This is a genomic window from Gracilibacillus ureilyticus (assembly GCF_900111195.1).
GTDB classification, from domain to species: Bacteria; Bacillota; Bacilli; order Bacillales; family Amphibacillaceae; genus Gracilibacillus; species Gracilibacillus ureilyticus.
Genome location: NZ_FOGL01000021.1, coordinates 68,967 through 81,813 on the forward strand (window position 1 = coordinate 68,967; position 12,847 = coordinate 81,813).

The 12,847-nt window shown below is 38.1% G+C and carries 13 protein-coding genes and 1 riboswitch; of the genes, 7 read left to right on the forward strand and 6 right to left on the reverse strand.

Annotated elements, in window-relative coordinates; all coding sequences use genetic code 11:
* Positions 1–21 precede the first annotated feature (21 nt).
* The 5 genes from BMW36_RS17245 to BMW36_RS17265 form a co-directional block, all read right to left on the reverse strand.
* Positions 22–864 carry a carbohydrate ABC transporter permease gene (locus tag BMW36_RS17245; RefSeq protein WP_089743408.1) on the reverse strand — a complete coding sequence of 281 codons (843 nt, stop codon included), beginning with the start codon at positions 862–864 and terminating at the stop codon, positions 22–24.
* A complete protein-coding gene (locus BMW36_RS17250) occupies positions 864–1,739 on the reverse strand; it encodes a carbohydrate ABC transporter permease (RefSeq protein ID WP_089743410.1) in 876 nt (291 codons plus the stop codon). Before BMW36_RS17250 ends, BMW36_RS17245 begins: the two co-directional genes overlap by 1 nt.
* A 59-nt stretch (positions 1,740–1,798) precedes the next feature.
* A complete protein-coding gene (locus BMW36_RS17255; protein WP_217640969.1) occupies positions 1,799–3,082 on the reverse strand; it encodes an ABC transporter substrate-binding protein in 1,284 nt (427 codons plus the stop codon).
* 112 nt (positions 3,083–3,194) lie between these two features.
* Positions 3,195–4,163, reverse strand: coding sequence for a LacI family DNA-binding transcriptional regulator (locus tag BMW36_RS17260; RefSeq protein WP_089743411.1), 969 nt, complete (start codon positions 4,161–4,163; stop codon positions 3,195–3,197).
* A gap of 200 nt (positions 4,164–4,363) precedes the next feature.
* The gene (locus BMW36_RS17265; RefSeq protein WP_089743414.1) at positions 4,364–5,134 is read right to left on the reverse strand and encodes a class I SAM-dependent methyltransferase; all 771 of its coding nucleotides are present in this window, start codon (positions 5,132–5,134) and stop codon (positions 4,364–4,366) included.
* 215 nt (positions 5,135–5,349) lie between these two features.
* On the opposite strand from BMW36_RS17265, the gene rhaD reads away from it, so the two are divergent.
* The 6 genes from rhaD to BMW36_RS17295 all read left to right on the forward strand — a co-directional run bounded on the left by rhaD (position 5,350) and on the right by BMW36_RS17295 (position 11,660).
* Entirely contained in the window at positions 5,350–6,180 is an 831-nt protein-coding gene (rhaD, locus tag BMW36_RS17270; RefSeq protein ID WP_089743416.1) for a rhamnulose-1-phosphate aldolase, read from the forward strand.
* A 139-nt stretch (positions 6,181–6,319) separates the two neighbouring features.
* Positions 6,320–6,928, forward strand: coding sequence for an NADPH-dependent FMN reductase (locus BMW36_RS17275; RefSeq protein WP_089743418.1), 609 nt, complete (start codon positions 6,320–6,322; stop codon positions 6,926–6,928).
* 17 nt (positions 6,929–6,945) lie between these two features.
* Positions 6,946–8,136, forward strand: a complete 1,191-nt coding sequence (locus BMW36_RS17280; protein ID WP_089743419.1) for an NADPH-dependent oxidoreductase — start codon at positions 6,946–6,948, stop codon at positions 8,134–8,136.
* Between the two features lie 67 nt (positions 8,137–8,203).
* Positions 8,204–9,145 carry an FAD:protein FMN transferase gene (locus BMW36_RS17285; RefSeq protein ID WP_089743421.1) on the forward strand — a complete coding sequence of 314 codons (942 nt, stop codon included), beginning with the start codon at positions 8,204–8,206 and terminating at the stop codon, positions 9,143–9,145.
* Positions 9,146–9,225: 80 nt separating this feature from the next.
* Positions 9,226–9,323, forward strand: a riboswitch (purine riboswitch).
* 55 nt (positions 9,324–9,378) lie between these two features.
* On the forward strand, positions 9,379–10,569 hold the full coding sequence (locus BMW36_RS17290) for an MFS transporter (protein WP_089743423.1): 1,191 nt from the start codon (positions 9,379–9,381) through the stop codon (positions 10,567–10,569).
* 221 nt (positions 10,570–10,790) lie between these two features.
* Complete coding sequence (locus BMW36_RS17295) at positions 10,791–11,660, forward strand: DMT family transporter (protein ID WP_089743425.1); 870 nt, start codon at positions 10,791–10,793, stop codon at positions 11,658–11,660.
* Between the two features lie 131 nt (positions 11,661–11,791).
* Here the strand turns inward: BMW36_RS17295 and BMW36_RS17300 are convergent, their stop codons facing one another.
* A complete protein-coding gene (locus BMW36_RS17300; RefSeq protein WP_089743427.1) occupies positions 11,792–12,010 on the reverse strand; it encodes a hypothetical protein in 219 nt (72 codons plus the stop codon).
* A 204-nt stretch (positions 12,011–12,214) separates the two neighbouring features.
* Here BMW36_RS17300 and BMW36_RS17305 point away from each other — a divergent pair, with 204 nt between their 5' ends.
* Positions 12,215–12,754 (forward strand): PadR family transcriptional regulator, encoded by a 540-nt coding sequence (locus BMW36_RS17305; RefSeq protein WP_089743429.1) that lies wholly within the window; start codon positions 12,215–12,217, stop codon positions 12,752–12,754.
* The last annotated feature ends 93 nt before the right edge of the window (positions 12,755–12,847 follow it).

Sequence of the window (12,847 nt, forward strand, 5' to 3'; positions counted from 1 at the left end):
TATCCCCCTGTAAAATATTCTCTACTTAATTCCCGTTCCAGATCCGCCAAGTCCCTGAAGGATATACTTCTGAGCAAATATATATACGAGAATGAGTGGTATTGTTGAAATCGTAAGGATCGCCATTACCTGGTTGGTATACACAGGTTCGGTTGTATTAATATTTGTAATAGCTACTTGGAGCGGGAACTTATCTGTATCTGTTAATACCATTAGTGGCCATAAGTAGTCGTTCCAGCTTGCAATAAAGGATAGTGTTCCGACCGTAGCCACTGCCGGTTTGGACATCGGTAATACAACCTTCCAAAAGACAGTCCAATTGTTTGCCCCATCTAATTTAACCGATTCGATAATCTCATGTGGTACCGCCCTAAAGAAATTTCTAAACAGATAAATGAAAAACATGTTCCCCATCATCGGTAAAACAACTGCTAATCGTGTATTTAGAATCCCCAGCGTATGTGCTACTGTAAACTGAGTAATGATAATCGTTTCTACGGGTACAATTAACAAAACTAGCAATACACCAAATAGCAGTTTCTTTCCTCTGAACTCAAATTTTGCAAAAGCAAAGCCTGCCATTGCATTAACCATAATAGAACCGACAGTAATAACGAGCGCGTAGATGATACTGTTTATGACGTATTGAGGCACATTAAATCTAGAAAATAATTCTTTATATGTTAGAAACCATTGCGATACATCAAGTGATGGAAGTAATGATTGAATACCGCCCATATCAAGATATATCTCTGCTTCAGGCTTCATGGAGGAAACTATCATCCATAACATTGGAAAAATAAATATACAAGCTAACAAGATCAGGAAAAAATATTCGATTGATTTCTTCAGCTTCTTATTCATTACATCTCATCCTCCTTTGTTAACCTGCTTTGCACTAATGTAATAATCCCGATTATGACCCCGAAAATAACCGTCATCGCACTCGCATATCCAATCATTCGATCAGAGAAGCCTGATTGGTAAATATAATAAACCGGTGTAATTGTAGAATTCATTGGCCCACCTTGTGTCATAACCATTGGCTGGATAATTAATTTAAATGCTGAGATTAATGTTGTAATCATAATTAGCACAGAAGTCGGCTTTAACAAAGGCAACGTAATGTGGATGAAATTCTGCCATTTGTTCACCCCATCGATTTTTCCCGCCTCATAAACCGAAGCTGGAATATTTTGCAGACCTGCCAGAAAAATTAACATCTGATAGCCTGCACCCTGCCAGGCTGAAACAAAGACTATCGTTAGCATTGCCTGCTTTGGACTGCTTAAGAATGGCTGTGCTTCCAATCCGATATTTGTTAGTAAACTATTAATCAAACCTTCTGATGGATTTAAGAGATATAACCACAGTACGGATATAACAACTAATGACAAAACTACTGGAGAAAAGTAGGCAACTTTAAAGAAAATGTTCCCTTTTCTTGGTTTATTAATTAGTAATGCTAATCCTAATGCTGCCCCTACTTGAATAGGGATTACGAATACAACAAACAGAACAATATTCTTTAAACTTTGAATAAAAATGGGATCTTTAAAAATCTCAATAAAATTTTGCAAACCAATAAATTGCCGCTGATCCGGTGTTAATAAATAATAATCGGTAAAAGCATAATAAATAGCCATTAAGGCAGGTATAACCAGGAAAGTCCCTAATAATAGCAGTGCAGGGGCCAAAAATAAATAGGCAGCTAAATTCTCCCTTTTTTTAGTATTCATCAGTTAAAACTCCTTTTAAAGATTCCGACTTGGATATAACCAAGTCGGAATACCCTATCTTATTTCAACGCTTTTTCCATTTGACCGGTCTTTTCATCTAATAATTTTTGTACATCACTATTTTCCTCATAGTAAGCTACATCGCTGACTGTTTGTTGAAAAACCCTGCTTACTTGCGGATAGTTAGGTAAAACCGGTCTGGCATGTGCCGATTTCTGGTTTTGTTGAATTAAGACATTCATTTCAGGCGAAACTTTATCTTGCACCTCTTCAACCACAGAGTGGGCTGCTGGAAGAACACTGTTCGCTAAAGTGATTTCCGTTAAGGATTCTGTTGATGTCATGAAATCAATCAATGCCCCAGCTGCTTCCTGTTTTTCCGTTGATGCGGCCATTGCATACTGCCAGCTGCCTGATGGAGAAACTAATTCGTTTGTGTCCGGAGATGTCGGGTATGGCATCACACCATATTCCACATCTGGATAGTCCTCCAATTCAGCAATTGTCCATGATCCACCGAATTTCATCGCGTACTCGCCAGTATGGAAGCCTTTTTCAACCGGGGTAATGGTCGTGTATCCTTCTTTAACCATTTCCTGAATAAAACTAAATGCTTTGACAGAGTTTTCATCATTAAAATAGCCTTCTGCTGTCGTACCGTCTTCTGAAACTATATTTCCGCCCTGTGACCATAAAAATGGGGAGAATGCATACATTAGCCATTCACTTTTATCATCAAGCCCCATATCAATTGCAGCAGTATCGTAAGTATTCACTAATGTTTCACTAAGCTCCATAAACTGATTCCAATCCCAAGGCTCTTCAACCGTTGGTAATGTAGATAAATCAATGCCTGCTTCTTCAAGCATTTGTTTGTTATAAAAAACTCCCACACCTGATTCTGAATATCCAACCGCATATAATTGATCCTCATAGGTACCTTGTTGAATAATACTTGGTAATAAGTCATCTTTATTTGTTATATAATCATCTATTGGTGCAATAATCCCGGCCTCTGCATATGCCGCAGTGTTAGGTCCATCTAATGTTAAAACATCTGGTAATGAATCTGTTGTTAAAGCAGCGTTAATTTTGTCTTCATATCCGCCTCCAGCTCCACTTCTCGGAATAAACTCAATCTTAGCGGAGTATGTTCCTTCATTCTCTTCATTAAATCGATCAATAATATTTTGCATTGCTTCCCCTTCAGGAGTTTCGTCTGAGGTGTGCACCCAAAGAGATACTTCATTATCGCCAGCGCCTGATGAACTATTTCCCCCACCACAAGCTGTAACAATAATTGCCATGAATAATAAACCAGTTAAAAACATAACTTTTTTCAATTCCAACAACCTCCTCGCATTATTATGAAACCGTCTACACGAATTATATGTCAACCGGTTTCATATGTCAACCGGTTGACATATATTTTTAAAAAAATAGACCACCTTACTGCTAGGTTGTCTCACTTTCTATCAATCTAACGGGTAAGATGGTTTCCATCTGACTATCATCTCCTTCCTCATTTATCTCTTTTATTAAAATTTCAATCGTCTTTTCCGCAATTTCACGTATCGGCTGCTGGATCGTACTTAATTCAGGCAATAGTAATCTAGTGGTCTCTGTTCCGTCATAGCCAATTACTTTAAAATCAGCGGGTATATTTCTTCCCCTCAGTTTCGCTTCTCTTATAACTGCTGAAGCAATCAGATCATCACTCGCAAATATACCATCAACTAGCGGAATTTCATCAAATAATTGCTTAATGACTGCCTGATTATCTCCTTCCGTTTCATAGGTAACCGGATTCAATTGATTATCCTTCATTACATCCTCATAAGCTTTTCTTCTTAAATTAGCAGGTGTCTCTAAATAACTCGGTCCATTGATATGAATGATGTTACGACAGCCTTTGTTAATTAATAGCTGAGTGGCTTGTCTTCCACCATCATAATTGTCACTTGATACAACAGGAATATTCTCCGACAAATAACGGTCAACCCCTACAACAGGAAGATTAGGTATGTCGTATTCCTTTACTCCTCGATTATGAGCCCCTGCGATGATGCCATCGACTTGATTTCGTTGAAGCATCCTTAAATAACTTCTCTCTTTATCTTCCTGCCCTTGGCTATTACACAACAAAACCTTATATCCTAAAGATGCTGCAATATTTTCAATATGGAATATAAGCTGTCCGTAAAATGGATTGGTTGTCGTAGGAAAGATAACACCAATTAAGAATGTTTTCTTAATAAACAACGATCTTGCCACATCATTTGGGAAATAATTAAGTTGTTTCATTGCCTCATGTACTTTTTTTCTAGTCTCTTCCCCGATATAACCTCGATTATTTAAAACTCTGGAAACAGTGGTTGGTGAAACACCAGCAACCTTAGCAACATCTGAAATTTTCGGCTTCACAATAAGTATCTCCTATCAGTATTATTATAAATTTAGCGGTTACATTCTGCTAATTCGGTGATAATCTTACCACATTTCTATTAAAAGTGGTAACTATACGAAGAGAAATCAAAGGTGTTTACGTCCGTTACCCCTCTCTCCACAATATTATTGACTTTCAGCGACCGCCATAATATTCATAAAGGGAAGTAGCCTGCCTCCTAATATTTAACAGCTTTCAGCAATATCGCTTCTCCTTCAAAAGATTCCACCGTATCGTTGTTTACTTTTATACGGAATTTATTATGAATATCAGAACCTGCCTTGATGATATAACTGTTTAATGCCTTTTTTTCTTCTTCAGGCTGTTTCATACGGTTAAACCAGCTTTCAAACACAAAGGTTTTGCGAAAGCCAACCCACTCATTAACTTCAAATCCTCTCCATTCAATCTTTTGCAACCATTCAGACTTTTTCCGCGCTCTGTGATGGCTTGGATCCCGTCTCTCTTCCACCGAATTATAAAATTGATCCCACTCATCATTTTCCGGTGCTACATTATCGTCTAAAAGGAACTTCCCTTCATGTTTTAACACACGGTAAACTTCGGCTATAAAGGAATCAATGTCAGGAAAATGATGAGGAGCAATACGGCATGTGACAATATCAAAAGATTCATCAGCAAATGGCATCTTTTCCGCATCACCTTGAACATAAGTAACATTATTGTGCCCATTCGAATCGATAAACTGTTCTGCCGCTGCTAACATTTCCTTTGTTAAATCAAAAGCAGTCACTTCTTTGGCAAAAGGAGCAAGGGCATTAGCCGTGTGTCCGCCTCCCGTCGCAACGTCAAGAACTTTTTCTTCACCTGTTAACTCTGCCATCTTCACAATCAATGGGAGGTCGATTCCATTTCGGTGAAGATCACTTAACACATAATCATCTGCCGTTTTTCCGAACTGGTCCTGAATTTTTGCTTTAATATCCACTTTTTTCCCTCATTTCCTATTCTTTTTTCTAACTTCACTCTCTAATCATAATCTAGTTAATAACACAATGGAAAGCCTTTCACTTTAACTTTATTTCAGTGCAGATCACCGCCATCTATTCCAACACAAACAAAAATTTAACCCGAAAAGATGTTTTTGTTTGTGTTTATTTACATCTGTTTATATGGTAAAATATATGAAAAGGAGCGATAATCATGAGGAAAAAGTTAGTAGATACAGCACCGTTTATTCAGGAAATGATTGAAACTGCCACTAATTTATATCGATTAGGATGGGATGAGCGCAATGGCGGGAATATAAGTTATCTATTACAAGAGGATGAAGTCCAACAGTATCTGGATATTGACGTAAAGCGAAAAGTGAAAATAGCGTTTGATGCATCTGAGCTTGCAGGGCGATTTTTTCTCGTAACAGGATCCGGGAAGTATTTTAAAAACATAAAAGACCACCCTGAAATAAATCTTGGAATTATCCGAATTACAGAAGAGGGAAATCAATATGAAATTCTTTGGGGATTCGAAAATGATGGTGTAGCAACCAGTGAACTGCCTACACATCTTATGAATCATATTCAAAGGTTAAAAGCAGATGAAAAGCATCGTGTTATCATGCATTGTCATGCCACTAACTTAATAGCTATGACATTTACACATAGTTTAAATGAAAAGGATATAACCAAAACACTCTGGGAGATGTGCACAGAATGTATTGTTGTCTTTCCTGATGGAGTTGGTGTCATTCCATGGATTGTTCCAGGAACAAATGAGATAGGTGAAGAAACTGCCGAAAAAATGAAGCAGGTCAGACTTGTACTATGGCCGCACCACGGCATTTTCGGTGCGGGGACAACAATGGATGAGACATTTGGCTTAATTGAGACAGCTGAAAAAGCAGCACAAGTTTATACAACGGTCTGTGCTCAAGGTGGAAAAAGACAAACTATTACAGATGAACAGCTGAGGGAACTTGCAAAGGCATTTAATGTCGTCCCAAGGGAGGGAGTATTATTTAGAGAATCGAATTAACTGCTAAAGAGGGTCAAAAAGGATCCCTCTTTTTTTATGTGGATATAGAAAATAAATCCAAAAAACAATGTTTAACTTTTCAAAAACAAGGGAAGGCGGAAAATGAGAGTATGTATTTTAATGGGAAAGGAGCAATAAAATGAAGAACCTTATAGCAATAGTAGGGACAAATTCAGACAACTCTACTAATCGTATGTTGCTGCATTTTATTCAGAAACATTTCGCAGATAGGGCTAACATTGAGGTCTGTGAGATAAAAGATTTGCCTGGTTTTAATAAACCGAAAGACAGAACAGCACCTGTCCAAGTACAGAAACTTTCAGACAAAATTACACAAGCTGATGGAGTAATCATTAGTACACCAGAATATAACCATTCCGTACCTGCTGTATTAAAAAGCACTCTGGAATGGTTCTCCTATACAACTCAGCCACTGATTGATAAACCAGTTATGATTACTGGAGCTTCTTATGGAAGATTAGGTTCCTCCAGATCACAAGCACACCTGAGACAAATTCTTGATGCACCAGAGCTAAAAGCTCGCATTATGCCGAGTTCGGAATTTTTATTAGGGCTTTCCTTACAAGCCTTTGATGAAAACGGTGACCTGAAAGATCAGAGAAAAATTGATGAGCTTGATGCGATTTTTGAAGACTATCTCCAATTTGTTGATATTACAAATCAATTAGTTAACTCAAATAAGGCACATAAGCAAAGAGCACAAAAATTCTCATGGGAGGACAATTAATCCAAGGAGGTACAAAGATGAAAATAGTAGGAATTGTTGGGTCAAATGCTGATTTTTCATATAATCGTCTGTTGTTAAATTTTATTGCTAAGAAGTTTAAAAAGTTAATTGATGTAGAAGTATTGGATATTAAGGATGTACCAATGTTTAACCAGTCAAATGACCAGACGGATAGTGATTTAATTCAACATTTAAATAAAAAAATACTGGCAGCAGATGGTGTGATTATTGCTACACCTGAATATAATCATTCCATTCCATCCGCGTTACAAAGTGTCTTAGAATGGCTTTCCTTCCGAATTCACCCACTCGATGGGAAACCAGTAATGATCGTGGGTGCTTCCTATGATGTCCAGGGGTCATCACGCTCCCAATTACATTTACGCCAAGTATTAGATGCACCTGGGGTGAACGCGGTAGTCATGCCAGGGAATGAGTTCCTGTTAGGGGAAGTCCATAAAGCATTCGATGAAGAAAGAAATCTGAAGGATTCCGAAACAACGCAATTTTTAGAAAGCTGTATTAAGAAATTTATTCGTTTTATCAATGTCGTTAATGTCATGGATTCACCAGATGGGATGAAGGATCTCTCCAGCACGGAAGATCTGTATGCTACTGGCTCCATTGATACAACAATAGAAGGTATTAACATGTCAGACGATGACTGGGTAGAACAGGCAGCAACAAAGACAAATGCTGTGGAAGGTAATACTTATGTTAAATTAGATCGCGGTATTTTAACTGTTGACCAGATTAATCAATTCCTGAAATCCATGCCAGCAGAATTAACCTATGCGGATAGTAATAACCAGTTCCTTTATTATAACTATAAATATGAAGCGGAAGATATGTTAGCAGCCCGCAGACCGGAACAAGTAGGTAACCCATTAGCAGAATGCCACCCTGAGAAGGCATTCAGCGGTGTTGCATGGGTTATTCAGCAATTACGCTCAGGAAAACAGGATATTGTAAGAACCCATGTGCCTACACACGGACCAGATAAGTTCGTTGTTCACAGCTACCAGGCAGTTCGGGATGAAGACGGGAATTATTTAGGTATAAACGAATACGTGCGAGATATAAAACCAACTATTGATTGGTACCTTGAACAAACCGGACAGCAATTAACAGGCGGCGGTGTCGATGCTGTGTCAGGTGCCACTTCAAAAGTAGATACTGTATCAGGAGCAACGGTGAAAGATAAATAAAAAGAGGTCTCCATGGCCTCTTTTCTTGAATTTTGCCAAAATGCTTCTTTAGAGAAAGGGTGGAAATATGGGAGTTCAAAGTCGCGAAATACATATGATGGGAACAATTATCTATTTATCTGTAGAGCATGATTATGCAGAATTTGTTCTGGATGAATTAATAGAGCGATTGACAGAATATGAGAAACGCTTCAGTGCCCATGATCCTTATTCAGAATTAATGGAAGTGAACAACAATGCAGGCATTCGACCGGTAAAAGTGAACCCTAGCTTATACCAATTAATTAAATTAGGGAAAAAACATAGCACTGAGTCTGATAGTTTTCTTAATATTACTATTGGTCCGCTTGTGCAGGCATGGCATATCGGATTTGAGGATGCGACTGTCCCTGAACCTCAAAGTATCCGAGCTTTACTTAAGAAAACAAATGCAGTGGACATCATTCTGGATGACAAAGACCAGAGCGTTTTTTTAAGTTATACCGGAATGTTTATCGATTTAGGAGCAATTGCAAAAGGGTTTATTGCTGATCTGATCATCGATGACCTGGAATCAATGAATGTTTCTTCTGCATTAATTAACCTAGGTGGAAATGTGATGACATACGGAACATCTCCAAAACAAGAAGATGGTTATTGGCGTATCGGAATTCAGCACCCTTTCCAGTCACGCGGAAATTATATCGCCATATTAAGAGCACTAAATCAATCTGTCGTAACTTCTGGGATCTACGAGAGGAAGTTCACATTGAATAACCAAACCTATCATCATATTCTGGATCCTAATACTGGATATCCGATTGAATCTGAAATTGCCGGGTTAACTATTGTCTCGGAAAATTCCGTTGATGGGGAAATCTGGACCAGTCGATTATTCGGACTTCCTCCAGATGAAATTATGAATAAGTTAAATCAATTAGATAAAATAGATGGAATTATCATTACGAGGGATGGGAAGCTTTCATACTCAGAATCTCTTCATCCACATGTGATGGAGTATATTTCCTAATACCTAAATTAGGCAGAGTGAGTTTTTAGCTTCTCAAAAAATAGTACTTGAAAAAATGGATAGTAGATAGTAGAATATTCAAAGTATAAATTAATATTACCTGTATAACCTCAGAATATGGCTGAGGGTCTCTACCAGGAACCTTAAAATCCTGATTACAGAAAAATGAACCGTTCATTTTCTGTGATCAGGATTTTTTATTTTTAACTTTTAGAAAGGGTGTAATATAACAATTGAATATAAAAGTTTTTATTTTAGCATTATCAACTATTGCAGTAGGATTGGTAGAATTAATCATTGGCGGGATACTTCCAAGTATTGCGACCGATTTAAACATATCTATTAGCTCTGCCGGACAACTAATTACGATTTTCGCACTTATTTATGCCGTTGCCGGTCCTGTGTTACTTGTTATGACCAGTAAGATGGAACGGAAAAAAATATACCTGGTATCCTTGTTTGTTTTCTTTATCGGGAATATCATGACATATTTCAGTCCGAATTTTACGTTTATGATGATTGCAAGAGTTTTAACAGCAATGAGTACAGCACTCATCGTTGTATTGTCATTGACTATTGCCGCAAAAATTGTTTCACCAGCACATCGGGCAAAAGCTCTTGGTCTTATTTATATGGGGATTAGTTCATCGCTTGTCATGTGTGTGCCACTGGGAATTCTGATCACAGAAAACTTTGGCTGGCGTGTTATTTTTCTTGGGATTGCTGTTTTATCCATAGGTTCCTTTATTTTAATATCCATCTTTCTTGAAAAAATTCCCGGTGAAAACACGACACCACTTTCCCAGCAATTAAAGGCTGTGAGCAGCTTTAAAATAGGCAGTGCACATCTTGCCACACTATTCATGCTCGCAGGCCATTATACACTTTATGGATATTTCACTCCATTTCTGGAATCAGAACTTCAGCTTAGTTCCAACTGGATCAGTCTTTGTTATCTATTGTTCGGGATTGCTGCTGTAAGTGGTGGCGCATTTGGCGGAACGCTCTCCGATTCGATTGGGACACATAAAAGCATCATTGCCGTTATCGTTTCGTTTGCCGTTGTGCTGTTCGTTTTGCCAATGACTACTTTTTCACTTATTATCTTCATTCCGGTTATGATGATTTGGGCGGCGTTGAGCTGGAGTCTTGCTCCGCCACAACAGAGCTATCTGATTGAAACAGATCCTGAGACGTCTGATATTCAACAAAGCTTTAATAATTCTGCGTTGCAGATTGGTATTTCCCTCGGATCAGCATTTGGCGGAATTGTATTAAATCAAACCGGGACTGTTTCCCATGCAGCTTGGTTTGGCGGTGCTCTTGTTATTATTTCATTACTCTTTGCAGTCTTTTCTTTAACGAGAAAAACGAGTGTAAATAGTGGTATTGGATCATCGGCTTTACGACAATCAAATATGTAAGATAAATGAAAGCAGCTTGGAGTTAGTCTCTGAGCTGCTTTTGTTTTTGCTGATTATATATTTAGAGTTCCTCTCTAACGATACCTACTTTTCAAATTTGATTTAAGTTTACGTATGAGAAATTAAAGGAATTACCGTTATGCCTTTTTAAAAAAATTGAGTTTTTGATTTTTACTAGCGGGTTTAAACATACGTTTCACTTTACCTTTAGGAGGCAAACAATGAGACTTGCAGGTGTGGGATTAGTTATACTAGCTGCTATATTTTGGGGGATTAGCGGGGGAATTGCAGATATATTAATGAACAAGGGCTGGGATCCAATTGTCATTTCTCTTTACCGGGGGGCGGTTGGCTTTACATGTTTTTTTGTATGGTTTCTTTTTCGTTTTAAGGACAATTGGATCTTCTCACCCCGTGTATACATATGGTCCTTATTAGCAGGTGTAGGTGTTGCTGGAAACTTCACTTTTTATTTTCTGAGCATACAGTCCTCAAGCATTGCTGTTGCCGCTACTTTAATGTACACCGCGCCTGCGTTCGTACTTTTGATCTCCTTTTTATTGCGAATAGAACGTTCGACCTGGCTTAAATGGGCATGCATTTTCGGTGTGCTCATGGGGATTATTCTGCTTACTGGTGCCTACAACACAGACTCTATTTCAGGAAGTTTCCCAGGAGTGGTTGCGGGTCTTGCTGCCGGTCTTTCCTATGCATTGTTTATATTCGGATTTAAAAACGCCTCTTCCATAGGAAAGCCGCAGACTACGTTAACCATCGCCTTTTTTGCACTTTGTCTTATCCTATTTCTTTTTGTGGATAAGGATGAAGCTGCTGCTGCATTGATGTCTGCCGACTTAGGCTGGTTTCTGCTATTAGGAGTCTTGGGTGCTGGTATTTCCTTTATTTTCTATGTGATTGGTATTCAAAGGACTGCCCCGACAACTGCTTCGATGGTTGCCATGGTAGAGCCGGTGACAGCCTCATTATTTGGTGTTCTGGTTATGGGAGATCATTTGACTATCCTTCAACTTCTTGGAATGGCGCTCATCCTGTTTACAATCACCTTACTTAGTGTCAAACAGTCGAATTGACACTAAGTTTCCAATCACAATTTATTATTAGTGCTAAACATCTGTATCCCAATTTTGTTATTCTGTGCACTCCTCTTGGTAGACGCTTGTTCCACCAAATCATCCTCAGTTTCAGTATCATGTTTCAACCATTATTTCAAATAAATCTGCACAGAAACATTATTATCGGCATAGGACCAAACAGTGTTTTCAATTTTTAAGTTACTACTGAATTTTTCAACCCACACCTGTTTTGAATTTAATAATGCCATTAATTGTGCTGAATTAAGGGTTACTTCTTCCACCTGTTCATTTTTTTGATCTACAAATACTACTTTCACCGAATCTGCCTGGTTAGTTGCAATACTCATTAGTTTTCCTCCTTTTCATTTCTCAGGATGAAATACGAACAGCTTCTTAAAAATGTTTCAACCTTTTACTAACCTCTATTTTTTAACTTCACATTTTTCACATTTAATTTACAAAAATATTTTCATATGCCCTTCCTTTTTTTATATATTTTGGGTATTATATATCTAAAAGATATATATCAATAAGATAGGGTGACTAAAATTATGAAAGCATACAACAATACGACTTATTCGATTCTCGGAATTCTTACAACAGGATGCAAATCAGGATATGACATAAAGCAGCTTATGGATCAGAGTCTTACCCACTTCTGGAAGATCAGCTATGGCCAGATTTATCCTACGCTGAAACAACTCACCGAAAATGAACTGGTCACAGTTACGAACACCTCACAGGACGGGAAGCCGGACAGAAAGGAATATAATCTTACACAAAAAGGAATGGATGCATTGAAAAATTGGCTTACACAGCCTGTTGAGCAGCTTCCCGTGGAACGAAATGAAGTGCTACTCAAGTTGTTTTTCGGGAGACATCAGCTTGCTGAGCAAACTCTCATGCAGTTAGAGGACTATAAAAGCAAACTGGAACAACGCCTGCAGACATACCATATGATCGCTCAATCCATTCAGACTCATCATGAAAATGACCCTGATTCGAAGTACTGGTTATTCACACTGGATTACGGAAAACGAATTACTTCAAGCGCGATTGAATGGTGCCAGGCGACGATAGAATCTATCTAAAGACTTGTGGTGATAAGTCAAGCAAAAAAATGATTAAAAAAAGATAATAATATTCATGTAAGGTTAAAAAAAAGTCGCGCTGAACTAAACCCG